This is a genomic window from Aureispira anguillae, from assembly GCF_026000115.1.
GTDB classification, from domain to species: domain Bacteria; phylum Bacteroidota; class Bacteroidia; order Chitinophagales; family Saprospiraceae; genus Aureispira; species Aureispira anguillae.
This window is the reverse complement of the sequence record NZ_AP026867.1, coordinates 4,989,016-5,006,421: the sequence shown is the minus strand read 5'-3', so window position 1 is coordinate 5,006,421 and position 17,406 is coordinate 4,989,016. Positions and strand designations below refer to the sequence as shown.

Sequence of the window (17,406 nt, the reverse complement as noted above, 5' to 3'; positions counted from 1 at the left end):
AATTTATAGGTGATACATTTGAGGAAAATAATTGAGGGATATGCCCTATTGAAAACTAATAACCATAAAAGATGAAAACAATACAATTAATTAAGATACTATTACTCGTTATTTGGGGGTATGGAAATACCTATGGGCAAATTATTGACAGAACGTACGAAATCCCAGGCGCATTGGATGCCCCCAATGTTTCTGGATGTAATCTAGTGGCTGATGGCAGTTTTATTGTAGCTGGCTTTGAAACAAATGCAAGAGGATTTTTATTAAAAGTAGATTCTATTGGAGATTTGGTCTGGCGTAAAATGTTTGTGAATAAACATCTTATAGGAGATCCAGAACCTACGAATGATGGTGGTTTTATTGCCCAAACAAGAGCGTATAGTTCCTCTAGTATGGGATTAGTAGGGGACTTTTTTTTAACAAAATTTGACTCATTAGGAAATATAGAGTATGAGATTGTAGATTCTTTACAAGGGGTTTATAAAAATATAAGTACTTCTATCTATTATGAGAAAAATAATAAAGTACATCTAAGCTATATTTATGATGAATTAGATGTCAATTCAAACTTAGTATTAAGCAATAAAGTCCATCAATATACTACTTCATCAGGGGGGATGATCGGTTCTCTTATTGATACTTTGGCGGTGACTTATCCAACTGGTGGGAGTTATGGAAATACATTTAATAGAGCAACAAACTATTTATCCTGGTATTTCAAAGACTCAAAAGTATTGTTGAACGATGGAAGAATAGCATCCATTGTTAACTTTGAAAGATGGTTAGGAAGTGGGGGAACCACTCCAGTCTATAATATGGCGTTCTGTGTAGTCGATAGCTTTGGACAAATCGAAACATTTAAATACCAAAACTATATTCCTATCGTAGGCGATGCAATTACTTATGGAATTGCAGAAACAGGCGATGGTGGTTTTGTTATGGTAGGAGAGAATGCACAAGGGAATTTTTTGTTAAAACTGGATTCGGATGGAGATCCTATTTGGATGAAACCAATCGCTTCGCATGTGGGACTTCCTCCCCGTTTAGGCGTTTTAGATAATGGAAATATTGTCTGTGGGCAAAATGTATACGATTATCAGGGAAATTACCTAAACCCACTTCGACTCAATGTTGCTCAACGTGGTATGCATGTAGGATCTAAGGCCGTTTACCTTGCAAAATCGAATGGGGTAGATTCTATTCGTATTTTCATTGACGGTACACTTGGAAAAATTTATCTAGATACCATTGTAGGAAATATTTATAGAGACTTAAATTTAGACTGTAGTAAAAATGGGCTAGAGGAAGGGATGAAAGGCATTAAAGTTCAGGCTATTGGAAATTTGAATTTTATTGCCATGACGGATTCTTTAGGGAATTATTCGATGCTAGTAGATTCTGGAACCTATACCGTTTCAGCAGTTTTGCCATCTCTTTATTGGGGGAGCTGCCCCCCTAGTATGACTGTAAGTACCAATGCGCTGCATACGACCAATGTTGTAAATTTTGGTTTGCAAACATTATTTGAGTGCCCAATAATGACTGTCGATATAGGCGCACCATTTATTCGAGCAACTGGGGGAGGAAGTGCTTACACAATTTCTTATTGTAATAATGGAACCGTAGATGCTATCAATGGGACAGTAGAGGTAGAATTGGACCCCAATCTGAACGTATTAAGTACTACAATTCCAATCGCTAGTCAAGTAGGAAATACTTATACCTTTAATATTGGTAACGTTGCTATGAATGATTGTGGTAGTTTTAGAATGCAAGTTGTTATTGACAGTAGCGTTGCTATTTCTTTGCCAATTTCTCAAACTTTTTGTACTCAAGCCCATATTTACCCAGATTCTATTTGTATTCCCAATTATTGGAATGGACCGATTATAGAGGTTGATGCAACCTGCTTGGTGGATACCGTTGAGTTTTTGTTGGAAAATGTAGGAGCACCCATGATTCAATCACTCCAGTATTATGTTTATGAAGACAATGTAATGTTTAGAACGGGAAATACGACTGTTTTAGGAAATGGAGGGACGGAGCTTATCTTAGAACCAGCATTACCAGGCAAAACCTACCGAATTGATGTAAAACAAGCACCTGGTTTTCCTCCTTTATTGGGAGATAGCATGGCAACCATTGCAATAGAAGGCTGTAACCCTTTGCCAAATGGCACGTTTAATACGGGCTTTATCACACAGTTTTCTAATGATAATGGAGGTGTGTTTGTTGCCCAAGATTGTCAAATGGGGATTGCGGCTTATGATCCAAACGATAAAGCAGCACAGCCAGAAGGGTATGGTTCGGCAAACCATATTTATGATTACACCAAATTAGATTATCGAATTCGTTTTCAAAATACAGGAAATGACACCGCTTTTGTGGTTGTGGTTAGAGATACGATTTCTCCTTTTTTAGATCCTGCAACAATTCAAATGGGAGCAAGTAGTCATCCTTATACTTGGAATTTGTCTGGGCAGGGTGTCTTAGAAGTTACCTTTAATAATATAATGCTTCCAGATAGTAATATCAACGAACCCGCTTCTCATGGATTTTTCCATTATGAAATTGAGCAAACAACAAACAACCCTATAGGAAGTATTATTAACAATACGGCAGCGATTTATTTTGATTTTAATCCACCTATTTTTACCAATACGACTACCCATACCGTAGGAGAAAACTTTGTCACTATTAATTTATCAATTGGTGAAATTTATGAAGAAACAGTAGCCATTAAGGTATTTCCAAATCCATTTTCTTCTGTTACGACGATTCAAGTAGAAGGGGAGGAATATGAATGCTTGAAGTTAAGGGTATTTGATGTAACTGGACGTTTAGTGACTACCACGCAAGTACATTTTGACAATAAAATTGAATTGCTAAAAGGAAACATCCAAACAGGGGTCTATTTTTATCAACTAGAAGGAGATGGAAAATTAATTAACACAGGTAAAATTATAGCTCAATAAATTTAAAGTGCTATTAATCAGCCTAATTCTGTTGTTCTAGCGGAATTAGGCTATTTTTTTTAGAAAGACGATCTAATATTGTCAAATCATATCGATAAATAAGTGCCATTTTATTTATACATTTAAAGGTGAGCGTAAGGAAAGAGCGAATGATTTTTGTTTAGAATAAACAGGACTTAATACAATGAATCGATTTACAGGAAAAACAGTTTTTATAACAGGGGCTAGTCGAGGAATCGGAAAAGCAATTGGTCTTAAATTGGCCGCAGAAGGAGCAAATGTTGTTATTGCAGCAAAAACAGCAGAACCACACCCTAAATTGCCTGGAACTATTTATACGGCAGCAAAAGAAATAGAAGAAGTTGGTGGCAAAGCGTTGCCATTGGTCGTTGATATTCGCCATGAAGAAATTTTGCAAGCAGCCATTGACAAAGCAGTGGATACCTTTGGAGGGATTGATATTTTAATTAACAATGCAAGTGCTATTAACTTATCTCCAACAGAGCATGTTAGTATGAAACGTTACGATTTGATGCATGCGGTTAATGCTAGAGGGACCTTTATGACTACTAAGTTATGTTTACCACACCTTAAAAAAGGCAATAATCCGCATATTCTCAATTTATCACCCCCCTTAAATATGGACCCTAAGTGGTTTGGGAATCACGTTGCTTATACAATGGCAAAATACGGAATGAGTATGTGTGTCTTGGGACATGCAGAAGAATTTAAGGATTATGGTATTGGCGTGAATGCGTTGTGGCCAAGAACGACAATTGATACTGCTGCTGTACGCAATTTGTTGGGTGGAGCAGAGCTTGCCGAACAATCTCGTACGCCAGCAATTATTGCTGACTCAGCAGCTTATATTTTAAATAGAAATAGCAAAGAGTGTACTGGAAATTTCTTTATAGATGATGAGGTGTTGGCAGCCGAGGGCATTTCTAACTTAGATCAATATGCAGTAAATTTGGAAAAAGAATTGATGCCTGATTTTTTTATTTAATTTTATTTTGTCTTAATTTGCTGATAATTAGTTGTAAACGACTGGGTTTTTGATGTAAGGAAAAAAATAAAAGTAACGTTTCTTTTTTTCCTTACACCAAAATTAAAAAAGCAAGCATCTTCTTAAATAACCAACCTAAAATAGAGCGATTACTATATTCATTGGTTCAACTTTCCCCAACAAAGTGAACGCTATAAGAATATAGATGGGACATTTTTTGTTTGTTCAGCTCTACAGATTCCATACCAACAAAAATTACCATTTCTTTTTCTATCAATAATAGTAGAAAGTTTCTGTATTTTTTATACCTTGAATACCATATCTTATTTCATATTAAGGTATAAAATAATATGTTTGATTGGAAATACCAATGAACTTTGAAAATTATAGGATATTAGCATAAGAAAATTTTGTATTGTCCTATTTATTTACAATTTTTGTGCTTCATGTCAAAACTCGATAAAGAGCTTTAATGAAGGAATATGTTTTTTGGAGAGGTGCCAGAGTGGTTGAACGGGCACGCCTGGAAAGCGTGTGTGCCTTGACGGGTACCGCGGGTTCGAATCCCGCTCTCTCCGCCAGTATTAAAATAACCAACCTGTATACTAAAGATAACGTTCTTTGGGGTACAATGGTTCCATAAGATCTTTAAATTAAAGGTTATATTCTAAATACTTTATAGGGATATAATTAAGAGTAGAAACTAATCTAATTTTTGTTAAAAACTTTCGCAAACCATCTTTACGTTATGAAAAAGGTTTTCGTTTTATTTTTCGCACTTTTCCTAAGTGTATGCACGTACAATAATACTCTTTTAGCTCAAGATGAGCCAGCTGTAGATGACACTACTCAAGTAGTTGATGAGCCAGCTGATGAGCCAGAACCTGTTGTTAATGAAACACCAGAACAAGAAGTGACTTCTGAGCCTGTTATCGAGAAATCACTACACCAAGTTGTAAAAAAGAACTTTATTGACGGTGGTTGGCAATTTATGGCAATTGTATTAATTTGTCTTATTTTAGGTTTGGCAATTGCTATTGAGCGTATCATTACACTTAGTTTGGCAACTGTTAACACTAAGAAACTAGTCGCTGAGTTAGAAGGTGCTATTTCTAATGGAAATATTGCTGAAGCTCAAAACATCTGTAAAGCTACTCCTGGTCCTACTGCTGAGGTATTGGGCGAAGGGCTTAAGCGTGTTGATGATGGTATTGATGCTGTTGAAAAAGCTATTGTATCTAACGGTAGTGTACAAATGGGATTATTAGAAAAAGGGCTTGTTTGGTTGGCCTTGTTTATCGCATTGGCTCCGATGTTAGGATTTATGGGAACGGTATTGGGTATGATTGATGCCTTCTCTGCTATTGAGAAAGCAGGAGATATTCAGCCTTCTATGGTTGCAGGTGGTATTAAGGTAGCACTTTTGACAACGGTATTTGGTTTGATTACTGCGATTATTCTTCAAATTTTCTACAACTATATTACTGCAAAAGTAGATAGCTTGGTAAATTCTATGGAAGATGCAACAATCAGTCTTGTTGATATTTTGATTGACAACAGACAATTACCTACTAACAAAGTAGGAGAATAATTATTTTTGATTAACTAATAAATCTAGAACTATTATGACTGGAGCATATCAGTTTCTCAAAAAGTATGGGGTAGCAGTGGGCTTTGGTACAGGTACTGTACTTGCTATTCTAACCTATGTCATTATATTGGCAGGATATCCAGAGATTAACCCTGGAAGAGAAGAGCTGTATGAAATGGGCAGTTTCGATTTTGGTTTGTATACCACTTATGCCCTAATTATTGTTGCTTGCCTTTTGGTAGCAGTATTTTCACTAATTTATGTTGCCAAAAATCCTAAGGATTCTGTTAAAGGATTGATTGGATTTGGCGTAATTGTCGTTTTGTTTTTTATCACTTACTCAATGGGAGATGGTGCTTTGACTGCTGAATTGGCTAAAAGTGATCCCTTGTTATTACCAGTAGAAAGCAAAATGATAGGAGACAGAACTGTTTCTGTACCTGTAATATTTGAAGAAGGGGTTACTCAATCTTCTGGATTACAAATGGCAGATGGACTAATTAAGTTTGGTTATATTATGATGTTGTTAGCAATGGTTGCTATGACATTTGCAGCAGTTCGCGATTTAGTAAAACAATCTTAAGCTAAAAAAAATGGCTAGAAGAGATATTCCAGAAATCAATGCAGGTTCGATGGCAGATATTGCCTTCTTGTTATTGATCTTCTTCTTGGTGACAACAACGATACAGACGGATTCGGGGCTTAATGTCTTGCTACCTCCTTATGTAGAAGAACCGCCACCACCACAGGAAAAAAATAAACGTAATGTGTTTGCCGTTCAAATTAATGGGAACAACCAATTATTAGTTCGTGGTCGTCCGCTTGATTTATCGGAATTGGGTGATATCAAAGAACAGTTGAAGACTTTTATCATGAACCATGGTAAAGATCCAAACTCTTCGGATTCTCCTACCAAAGCTGTTGTGAGTTTGTTAAATGACAACGGTACTTCTTATGAGGCTTATGTTGGGGTGTATAACCAACTTAAAGCAGCTTATAATGAACTTTGGGAAGAGTCTGCTCAACGAAAATATGGTCGAAGCTATGGCGATTTGGACAATAAAGAACGCAAATCTGTACGTAAAGAAATACCATTGGTTATTTCTGAAGCTGAACCAACTAGTTTGTCGTCTTAGATAAACTTTTAGAATAATTTGTTTGATCATTCGACAAGCATTAGGGCATTACTCATCTTTAATGCTTGTTGAACGAACTTCTATCTAGCAATCTTTAGAATTCATAATTCATTGATAAAAGAAGTTCTTATGAAAAAACGAAAATTACCGTCCTTAGGGGCTGGCTCAATGGCTGATGTTGCTTTCTTATTGTTGATCTTTTTCTTGGTAACAACAACGATTCAAACGGATACTGGACTTAATGTTGTATTGCCCGTTTGGTCAGAAAATAATAATCCTATAATTTGGGAAGATCAAAATGTACTATCGATTTTAATCAATGCTGATAATGAATTGATGGTGGAAGGCAATAAAGAAGAGTTGAGTAATTTGAAATCAAGAACGGAGCAATTGGTTCTGAAAGAAGCAGAATCGCCCAGAAAGGCAATTGTCTCTTTGCAAAATCATACGGGTACTTCTTATAATAAGTATCTATTGGTTTATAATGAGATCAAAGCAGCTTATCATAAAATCTGGGATGATGCAGCCGTTCGTAAATTTGGTCAACATTATGATGACTTGATGGCTCAATTACAAGGAGAAATTCGGAGGGATTACCCTTTGGTTATTTCTGAAACAGAACCATCAACGGTTGCTATGAGGCAGTAGTGTAGAATTTAATTTGAAAATTAACCTTATTGATTATAATATTAAGTTATGTCTAAGTTTAAGAAAAAAGGTAAAAAGGATGCTCCAGGTATAACCACTGCTTCTTTGCCAGATATCGTTTTTATGTTGTTGTTTTTCTTTATGGTAGTAACCAAAATGAGAGATAGCGAAATTATGGTGAAAATTCAGGTACCTAGTGCTACCGAATTACAAAAATTAGAAAAAAAATCACTGGTTACGCATATTTATATTGGTTCTCCAACAAAACAATATGCATCGTTAGGTAATGCGCCTCGTATTCAACTAAATGACCAGTTTGCAGATGCTTCTGCTATTCCTCTTTTTATTGCGAATGAAAAGCAAAAAGTAGTTCCTGCTAAATTGAGAAGTAAAATGACCTGTGCTATGCGTATTGACAAAAGTGTTAAAATGGGTATTGTTACAGATGTAAAGACAGAGTTGCGTAAAATTGATTTTCGTAAAGTAAGTTATTTAGCAACAGATTTAGGAGAATAAAAACATATCCCAGCAATGGGCTATTTAATCTATAGAAGTCTTTTTCCCATTGGGAAAAAGACTTTTTTTGTATGGAAAAGGGGCGCAAGAATGAGGGAAGACAACAGGAATAGTTGGTGTTGGGACTACTTTTGATGCGATTCTTTATATCGATAAAATTACGCCAATAAAATTAATAGAATACAGTAAAATATTACGTTAATGAATAACTGCTATGATTTTATCCAAAATATTTTAGAGGGAAAGAAGAAAAGATTTTTATAAAATCAATTTAAAACATTACATTTATAGGTGTTACTTTTAAGCAGTAGATCTGTAAAGAAAGAGTAACAGCTGATTTTAGCCTCAAATAGGTATTCTTATAGATTATCCTTAATAGACTTCCTCTCAAATGTATTGCTAAAGCTTTTTTTTATGAAGTATTTTGTTTTTTTTATCGCTTTGATATGGGTGGCTAGTTCTTGTCAAATACCCAATCCATTTGATACAACAGTAGACATTGTTTATCCAGATACTACTGTTACCATTAATTCTTTATTGCCCCAAGTATGTGAGGTCAAAGTTAATGATACCGATAGTACATATCTTGTTACTACCTATTGGACGGATAAGTTAACAGGAAGAATTATCTACAAAATGGAAGATGCTCCTTATCGGAATAGTCGCATGCATGGAATACGGTATAAGTACGATGCAGATGGCGATACCTTATTGATTGCTCATTTTGAAAATGGAGTTCGTGTAGATTCTACGATTTATTATTGGCCCAATGGAAAGCCCAAACATAAATTCTTCTATTCATCTAGCAAGGATGGAAATATTAACTTTGAGGTTCAATTTCATCAAAATGGGCAACGTAAAACGGATTTGATTGCGTATGAAGATGGCGTATTAAATGGAGCCGTTGATTATTTTGATGATACAGAAGCTAATAAAATAACAGAAACCTATTATTATAGAGAGGGCAAGGTTATTGGAATTAAAATTTACAATGAATCGTATGCCGAGTTAGATCGTAGAAAAGATTATTTGTTAGCAGAATATCGTAAGGATTCTGTACGTCTTGCAACGGAATTATTGGCACAGGCTGGAATCGATGAAACAACAAATGTTCCTGTTTATTACATTGGCTCCGAAAAAGATGGTTTATACGATGTTGGAGAACCAGATGACTGGGATATTATGAAAATAGACCCTGCATTTATGCTGAAATACTACAACCGTTAAGGTAATATATATAAATATATTGTTGAAGATCTACCAATTTTTATAATTGGTAGATCTTCTTTGTTAGGGACTCAAAGTTCTAAAAAGGACCAAACAGCTTTTGTCCAAGCTTGAGGAGCATCTTGCATAATATGATCGTGCCCCGCATTTTTAAAAATGCTTAATCTTCGTTGGTTGCTTAAGGCGTTAAACACAGCATCTATTTCATGTTTTCGAACTTTGGGGTCTTGTTCTCCATAGATAATTAGCGTTGGAACCTTGATAGATCGGGCATAATTAACGGCATTGTGTTCCCAACTATTCATATTATTTTGAATGCCTCCCCAAAACAATAATAATTCAGGTAAAAGTACCTGAGGGATGTTTAGATTCTCAAATCGGCTATAAACGGCATCCTTAAGTGAGCCAAAAGGACATTCTAAAATTAGCTTTTCTACATCGAGTTGATAATCCTGCATTGCTTTGAGTATGCTCACAGCACCCATTGATGTCCCTAGAAGACTAATTGGTAAATCATGATAAGTTCTAATGTATTGATAAGCACGTTGAACATCGAGCGCCTCGTGATAACCAATAGATGTTTGGAACCCTTCAGAATCTCCATGCCCCCTAAAATCAACCAAAAAGGTATGGTATCCTAATTTTCGGAGTACTCGTGCTTGTTCCAACTGAGAAGATTTATTAGCACTATAACCATGAAAGAGGATAACCACTCCTTTGGGAGGAAGGGAAGTAGGAATCCACCAAGCATCTAATCGTGGACTTTTGCCAAGACTTATTGTTTTGAAACTACTATCTGGTTGAATTTTATTACGAGGCTTTGCTATTTCAACCCCATAAACACCTATCTTTATTTTTTCCCAAAACGTTTTTTTATCAATTTCCTCACTAGTAAGTTTGGGGAGATCTTTATCGACAAAATGGGTAAAATAATAGGCATGATTATAAATGATAAAATTGGAACCAATAAACAATAAAATGAATAAATAGAAACACCATTTTATCCATTTCCAAGGTTTTATTTTCATAGAGTGTAAAAAATTAAAAGCCAAAAATTATCGATCTAATCCATGAAGTTTACAAAAATAGGGGTACAAGGGGATTGGTACTCATTTTAAGGGATTGGATTGAATGTTCTTTAGAATGACTATTGTTAATGATGAAATAAGTTTTAGTACTATTTTGGGGTATGGGTAGTTTAATTTCTTGATCATTAGCTGGTTGAGCTATATTTGTTTTTTTTGACATAATCGGAAAAAACAAAAAATAAAAGGGAGTCAAAATATTATAGGTATAAGATGAGAATACTACAATATAATTTATAAATTGTTGCCCCTATTAAGAACCAAAATGGAAATTAAAAGCATCAATATAAGAATCAATCTTTTAACTTTAGGCAAGTACACAAAATCATTACTTGGATTTTAGCATAAGACTACTTTTAGGAGGAATGTTTACTGGCCTACTTCTGTAGAACCTCTAGAAGAGGGACAACAGTTTATTATCACAAAAATAAGAAATTTAAAAAATACTATGTCAACTAAGAATCAAGCGTTTATTGTAGAGGGGGGTCATAAATTAAGTGGAGAAATAACCCCTCAAGGAGCTAAAAATGAAGCATTACAGGTTATTTGTGCAACCTTGTTAACCCAAGAGCGAGTTACCCTAACAAATTTGCCTAATATTAAGGATGTAGTGATGTTAATTGAGCTCTTAAAAGGGCTGGGAGTTATTGTTACAAAAATTGATAGTAATAGCTATACATTTGAAGCCAAAGAGGTCGATTTAGACTATTTACATAGTTCGGAATATATCAAAAAGGCAAGCAAAATTAGAGGCTCTGTAATGCTGTTAGGCCCTTTGTTGGCACGTTATGGGCATGCTGTTTTGCCAAAACCAGGTGGAGATAAAATTGGTCGTCGTCGTTTGGATACGCATTTGCTAGGTTTAGAAAAGCTAGGAGCAGTATTTAATTACGATATAGAAAAGAATATGTATTTTATTGAGGCAAAAAAGCTCATGGGAGGATATATTCTGATGGATGAAATATCTGTAACGGGAACTGCTAATACACTTATGGCAGCGGCTATGGCAAAAGGCGTTACAACCATTTACAATGCAGCTTGCGAACCTTATTTACAACAACTTTGCAAAATGTTGAATGGAATGGGGGCGAGAATTACTGGAGTTGGCTCTAATAAATTGGTGATAGAAGGAGTGACACAAATGTTTGGGACAGCGCATCGACTGTTGCCTGATATGATAGAGATCGGTAGCTTTTTGGGACTGGCAGCTATGACACAATCTGCGATTACCATCAAAAATGTTCGAGCGGATGCTTTAGGAAATATTTTGCCCGTTTATCGTCGTATGGGAATTCAATTTGAGGTAATTGATGACGATATTCATGTACCTGCGCAAGATCTATATGAAATTCAAACGTTTATTGACGGTTCTATAATGACGGTTTACGATGCTCCTTGGCCTGGCTTTCCTCCTGATTTGATGAGTATTTTATTGGTGATTGCTACCCAAGCAAGAGGAAGTGTTTTGATTCATCAAAAAATGTTTGAAAGCCGTCTGTTTTTTGTTGATAAACTCATTGATATGGGCGCACAGGTTATTCTATGCGATCCTCATAGAGCTAATATAATTGGGTTGGGCAGACAATACCCATTGAGAGGAATTACCATGACCTCTCCCGATATTCGTGCAGGGGTTTCCTTATTGATAGCAGCAATGTCCGCTAAAGGAACAAGTAAAATATTACAAATTAATCAAATTGATCGTGGATATGAACGCATAGACGAGCGCTTAAATGCTTTGGGGGCTAAAATTACTAGGGTGGATGTTTAACCCAAACTTAATTCGAGTAACAGCATGTTAATATTATTTATTTGTATTTTTGAAAGCGTTCATCAAAGCTGTTATTTAGTCTAAAATATATGTTATTTAAAATTATTTATGTAATTTTATTGAGCTAAGACTTAACCCAGTTCTGCTAAAAGGGATAAAAAGTGTTTTTATGTCTAAAAAATTAGCAAAGACAGGCAGTTTTTTTGAAAATGTAAGAAAAGTAGTTCTTTATTGTTAAATAATTATTTATCTTACAATGTTATCTCTTTATAGATGTATTTTATAATCCCAAGGCTTTCAATTAATCTCAGACAACTATGCAAGGAGTAGAAACCCTCAATATACAGGCCCCCTATACTGGGCTCCGCTCGTTTGAATCATCAGACAAATCATTCTTTTTTGGTCGTGAACGTCAGTTAGATGAATTACTGCGCAAACTTCGATCTAACCGATTCTTAGCGGTTGTAGGTAGTAGTGGGAATGGAAAATCTTCTTTTATTAAAGCAATGTTGTTACCCCGCTTAAAAGAAGGTTTTAATGGACAAGCAGGCGCAATTTGGAGAATTGCAACTTGTACCCCAGGCAATAATCCATTAGAAAACTTAAGCCGCCAACTGGCACAGCGTAATGTGTTGCATGGAGATGAAATGATGGATCCTAGTTATCCAGCCAAAATAGAGGGAATGCTTCGCAACGGAAGCTTGGGAATTGTAGAAGCATTTAAAAAATCGGCAGTAGGCAGGGGAGAGAACTTGATGATTGTTGTTGACCAATTTGAGGAAATCTTTAATTTTAGTAAAAAGAATAAACGCAACGAGGAAGATGCCGCTACGTTTGTTAATTTACTCCTTAATGCAAGTCGCCAAAAAGAGGCTCCTATTTATATTGTATTGACCATGCGCTCCAATCATATTGGCGATTGTGCAGAATTTAGAGGCTTGGCAGAAGCGATCAATGATGGTCAATTTTTAATCCCTCGTGTTAAACCCGAAGATCTTAAAAGAATTATTCTTAATCCTATTCAACACGAGCGATCGGTTAGAATTACAGGAATTAAGGCGGAAATAGAAGAACCTGTAGTCAAAGCTATTATTAATGACTTAGGTAAAAATACAGATGAATTGGCAACGCTTCAACATACCATGTTGAGGATGTGGAATTATTGGCTGGATAAGGAGCAAGATACTGATGTCCCGATTGCTATGTCGCATTATAAGGGCGTTGGAACGGTTAAGGGAGCAATGGCTAGGCATGCTGAAGAGGCTTACTCTGATTTGGATACAGAGGAAAAACGCATTATCTGCGAACGCATCTTTAGAGCTATGGTAGAAAAGACTTCTGATGGCAGTGCTTCTGGTCGCTCAGTGACGGTCAAAGAAATGATGGCAATTACAGAGCGTTCTATGCGTGAAGTTCGTTTAGTAATTTACACCTTTAGTCAATCAGGGCGTAGATTTTTAAATGCTCCTCCTGTAGCCGAAATTGACGAAGATAGTGTTGTTAGTATTGCGCACGATAGCTTGATTAAGCGTTGGACTCGTTTAAAGGGCTGGGCAAATGAAGAAACAGAAGCTGCAGAAATGTATGGTCGTCTTTGTGCGGCGGCAGGATTGTACCATGAGGGTAAAGGGAGTTTGTGGAAAAATCCAGAACTCATTATGGGGCTTAAGTGGTTCAATCCAGAAAAATACGATGAAGATTTTTCTTGGCGTCTTCCTCCCAATAAGGGCTGGTCTAAACGATACGAGAATGCTGCTATAAGTTATGATAAAGCAATAGAGTTTTTGGTCGTTAGTGAGGAAAATGCTTTAGCTGCTGACAAAAGGGATAAAGAAAATGTTGACCGAAAGGATAATAGACGCAGACGCTTAGGCTTTATCGGTCTTTTTACCATCTTGTTCTGTTTGGGTTTAACATTTTGGGCTTTGTACTCTGCTGCGGAGGCGCATAGAAGTCAACGTTTAGCTAGCAAAAATGAAAAAGAATCTTTACGCCAAACTTATTTGGCAGAGTTGAGCAAGGAAGAAGCTAGCCGTCAAAAATTTTATGCTGATTTGAGTGCTAAAAAAGCCATGCAAGAAAAGAATAGAGCAGAGGCGGCCAACTTAACGGCAATGGAAGCTGCTCGTATTGCTGAAGCTAGAGCTAGACAAGCTAAGGATGCAGAGCGAAATGCTAAAATAGAAGCTAGAAATGCACGAATTGCTGAAGAGGATGCTTTGCGTAGTAAAGAAGAGGCAATTGCCCAAACTGCTATTGCAGAGGAAGCTAAAATTAAAGCAGAAGAACAAGAAGAAATTGCCGTTATCCTAAAAGGGCTTTCTATGGCACAAACGATTGCTGTTCGTTCTACCAAAGAAGAAAATGAAGACATCCAAGGTCTATTGGCTAAGGAAGCTTATGATATGAACTCTGCCAATAGCGGAGATCCTCAAGATGCACTTATTTACGAAGGGGTGTACCAAGCTCTTAACCGATTAGAAGAGGTGAATAAAAATAACCCTAATTTTAATGCTTTAGACCAAGCACCTGAAGGGCGTAGCAGAGTTGGGCGAATTCGTAATATTCAAGTTGCGGCTGGTGATGGTCATATTTATACGGTTGGATCTGATGGTTTGTTATTGAAATGGAAGTTTGATATTTATGGTAGCAGATCTGCTCGTAAGGACAAGGCGAATAAACCTGAAATTTTATCTAGCAATGTTTCAGTTTCTAGAACCTTAGGCATTAGCCCTGATGGCAAAAGCTTAGCTAGAGCTGGCGACGCTGATAGAGTTCTTATCTGTGATGCTAAAACGGGACAAATTACGAACGAATTGGATGCACACAAAGGAAAGCGAATCTGGGCACTAAGTTATCTTCCTAGTGGAGATGGTATTGTTACGGCTGGAGATGATGGCTCAGGTGGAACGGCTATTAATTATACAAGTACAGGGGGAACTTCTTCTCCTATTATTGGAAAAACGCCTTATCGATTAACTTCTTTGGATGTTTCTAGTAATGGTAAATATGTTGCAGGTATTGGAAAATCTTCTGAAGTATGGATTTGGAATCTTCAAAACCAAAGCCGTGAGTTTTTGTTAAATGATGAACAAAATAACAAACATGCAACAGCGGTCGCCTTTAACTCTCAAGGTCGTTTTGTGGCAGTTGGATACCAAGATGGTACGATGATGATTTGGGACTTGAATAGAGTTCAAAATGATCCTAGTTATTTACCAGAGCGCTTTCTACATCATGGCTCCAAAATTTCAGACTTAGAATTTAGCAAGGATGGAACAATGTTAATTGTTGGTAGCTTGGATAAAACCGCAACGCTTTGGACTATACGTAATGAAGAGTACCGAGGATATGGAAATGAAAAAGAATTTCCTTATTTAAGTGCTAAATACCATCCGATCAAATTGACCAACCACGATGACTGGGTTACTTCTGTTGCCTTTAGTAATGACGGAACTAAAGTAATTACTGGAACAGCAAACGGACAACTGAAACTATGGGAAGTTGACATGACGTTATATGCAGATCAAATCTGTGACATTGTTCGTCAAAACCTAAGTGATAAGAGTTGGAAAAGATACATTGGAACAGATGATCCTTCTGGCAAAACGCTTTATATTAAAACAGCGGACAAAGGACGTCGAATTCCATTCTCTACTTGTGGTGAAATGGTTCCACAAATGAAGGAGCAATAGTTTATGAATTGATGATTAAAAATAGAGTCAAGGAATTTTTTAACTCCTTGACTCTATTTTTTGAAAAAAAAAACATACTATTTTATCCTTGCTACTGTTAAAAAAACTATTTATCATTCTCTCCTTTATAAAATTATTGACTTAGTTGTACAATTAATTAGATTAGTTGTATATATTACAATACATTAATTTGTGGATAGAGAATTAGGCACTTTAAGGGGCTATTCTTGGAATCATTTGTCCAGCAAGTTATTCCTTCCAATACACAACTATTAATTTATAAAATGCCAAAATAATGAAGATAAGATTGGGGGCTCCCATCATTCGCTATGTTATATGCTGTTGTATGTTAACTGTATTCATTGCAAACAGCGTATCTGCCCAAAAAAGCAGGAGAGGTACATCGTCTGATAATTGTCAATTAGATGAAGCTAAAAAATGGTATGAAGAGGGAGCATTAGAAAAAATAGAGACCATAGAAGAATGTGCTCAAGACCCTAAATCAATGTCTAGAGAAAAGCGCTTAGAGGCTTTGGAGTTGATTACGGAAAGCTATTTATACAGAGATAAAATTGGCGCAGCAGATAAGTCTTTTAAAAGCTTGTTGCGTGTTGATCCATTGTACCAACCTGATACAATAGGCGATTCTTATCAATCTTATGATTTGATTTATTTATCTAGAACCTATACTAGACAGCCTATCTTCTCTATGTATTTTGGAGGAGGATTAAATTTCTCTTTGATCGAACAATTGCAAAATTACGGGGTAGACAATACTTCTGGAGCAGCGGATCATGAGGGTTATTTGAATAAAATTGTTTTTGGTGGAAATGCTACTATTGGCTTTGATTTGCCTTTGTTGTATAACTTTGACTTGACCTTAGATTTAACCTTTAGTTACCGCACTTATGCCTTTGGTGACTCGCTTTATCTTTCTGCCAATACAGTGAACCCAACAGGACAAATTAATAATAATGATTTAAAAGATAGAGGGGGGAGCCCTTTATTGTATTCTACCTTAAATTTTAAAGAAAATCAATTGTGGCTAGATATCCCATTGATGTTGCGTTATAATATCACTAAATTTAAGGGGCTTATGCCTTATGTTTATGCTGGTGTAGCCGCTAATTTTTTGTTGCACGCAGAATTGGCTGGAATAGAACGAAATGCAGAGTCTGAAACTAGTGGTAAGGGAGGTAGTGAAGCGGCTGCTAGGACAATAACAATTACTAAAAATGGGTCTTTGGCTTCTATGAGAAATACTGTTAATGTATCTTTTGTGGCTGGAGCAGGAATGAAATTTAGACTAGGGCGTAACTTTCTTTATGTGGATTTTAGATATAATCGAATGTTTTTGAATAATGTTGATATTAACAATCGTTATGCTAACCCCATTTTATTGTATCAATATGGTCATGTAGATAATGATTTTAGAACGGATAACTTTGCGTTAACAGTTGGCTTTATTAAAGCATTTTATGTGCCACGCAAAAAGCGAGAACACAATCCATTTATCATTAGCAATAAATACAATAAATGGTTGGAAAAAGAGCGTAACTATATCAAAAAAGAAACCGATGAAGACTTAAAGCGTGAATTGAACAGCACCATTAAAGAGATGGAACGTGAAAAACCAAGCTTGATTGAAGATATTCAGAAGGGGCGCACTAAAGGGACTAAAATGATAGAGTCTAAAAAGAAGGAAATTGAAGATATTAAAAATAAACGAGTAAAAGTTGACGTAAAATACGAATAA

General features: G+C 36.0%; 12 protein-coding genes and 1 tRNA gene. 12 read left to right on the top strand and 1 reads right to left on the bottom strand.

Features of this window, described 5'->3' with window-relative positions; translation table 11 throughout:
- Window positions 1–71 precede the first annotated feature (71 nt).
- The 9 genes from AsAng_RS19565 to AsAng_RS19525 all read left to right on the top strand — a co-directional run bounded on the left by AsAng_RS19565 (window position 72) and on the right by AsAng_RS19525 (window position 9,099).
- The gene (locus tag AsAng_RS19565) at window positions 72–2,975 is read left to right on the top strand and encodes a DUF7619 domain-containing protein (RefSeq protein WP_264788784.1); all 2,904 of its coding nucleotides are present in this window, start codon (window positions 72–74) and stop codon (window positions 2,973–2,975) included.
- A 184-nt stretch (window positions 2,976–3,159) separates the two neighbouring features.
- A complete protein-coding gene (locus AsAng_RS19560) occupies window positions 3,160–3,981 on the top strand; it encodes an SDR family oxidoreductase (protein WP_264788783.1) in 822 nt (273 codons plus the stop codon).
- A 491-nt stretch (window positions 3,982–4,472) separates the two neighbouring features.
- Window positions 4,473–4,562, top strand: a tRNA-Ser gene (locus AsAng_RS19555).
- A 167-nt stretch (window positions 4,563–4,729) separates the two neighbouring features.
- Window positions 4,730–5,572 (top strand): MotA/TolQ/ExbB proton channel family protein, encoded by an 843-nt coding sequence (locus tag AsAng_RS19550; RefSeq protein ID WP_264788782.1) that lies wholly within the window; start codon window positions 4,730–4,732, stop codon window positions 5,570–5,572.
- 34 nt (window positions 5,573–5,606) lie between these two features.
- Window positions 5,607–6,155, top strand: a complete 549-nt coding sequence (locus tag AsAng_RS19545) for a hypothetical protein (protein ID WP_264788781.1) — start codon at window positions 5,607–5,609, stop codon at window positions 6,153–6,155.
- A gap of 10 nt (window positions 6,156–6,165) precedes the next feature.
- Entirely contained in the window at window positions 6,166–6,708 is a 543-nt protein-coding gene (locus AsAng_RS19540) for an ExbD/TolR family protein (RefSeq protein WP_264788780.1), read from the top strand.
- A gap of 129 nt (window positions 6,709–6,837) precedes the next feature.
- Entirely contained in the window at window positions 6,838–7,356 is a 519-nt protein-coding gene (locus AsAng_RS19535) for an ExbD/TolR family protein (RefSeq protein ID WP_264788779.1), read from the top strand.
- A gap of 48 nt (window positions 7,357–7,404) precedes the next feature.
- On the top strand, window positions 7,405–7,872 hold the full coding sequence (locus AsAng_RS19530; RefSeq protein ID WP_264788778.1) for an ExbD/TolR family protein: 468 nt from the start codon (window positions 7,405–7,407) through the stop codon (window positions 7,870–7,872).
- A gap of 414 nt (window positions 7,873–8,286) precedes the next feature.
- Window positions 8,287–9,099: a toxin-antitoxin system YwqK family antitoxin gene (locus tag AsAng_RS19525; protein WP_264788777.1), complete on the top strand. Its 813-nt coding sequence runs from the start codon at window positions 8,287–8,289 to the stop codon at window positions 9,097–9,099.
- Window positions 9,100–9,170: 71 nt separating this feature from the next.
- Here AsAng_RS19525 and AsAng_RS19520 read toward each other — a convergent pair whose 3' ends face one another.
- Window positions 9,171–10,127: an alpha/beta hydrolase gene (locus AsAng_RS19520; protein ID WP_264788776.1), complete on the bottom strand. Its 957-nt coding sequence runs from the start codon at window positions 10,125–10,127 to the stop codon at window positions 9,171–9,173.
- A 505-nt stretch (window positions 10,128–10,632) separates the two neighbouring features.
- Between AsAng_RS19520 and murA the strand changes: the two genes are divergently transcribed.
- The 3 genes from murA to AsAng_RS19505 all read left to right on the top strand — a co-directional run bounded on the left by murA (window position 10,633) and on the right by AsAng_RS19505 (window position 17,406).
- Window positions 10,633–11,955 (top strand): UDP-N-acetylglucosamine 1-carboxyvinyltransferase, encoded by a 1,323-nt coding sequence (murA, locus tag AsAng_RS19515; RefSeq protein WP_264788775.1) that lies wholly within the window; start codon window positions 10,633–10,635, stop codon window positions 11,953–11,955.
- A gap of 317 nt (window positions 11,956–12,272) precedes the next feature.
- Window positions 12,273–15,650 (top strand): nSTAND1 domain-containing NTPase, encoded by a 3,378-nt coding sequence (locus AsAng_RS19510; protein WP_264788774.1) that lies wholly within the window; start codon window positions 12,273–12,275, stop codon window positions 15,648–15,650.
- A gap of 295 nt (window positions 15,651–15,945) precedes the next feature.
- Window positions 15,946–17,406, top strand: a complete 1,461-nt coding sequence (locus AsAng_RS19505; RefSeq protein WP_264788773.1) for a PorT family protein — start codon at window positions 15,946–15,948, stop codon at window positions 17,404–17,406.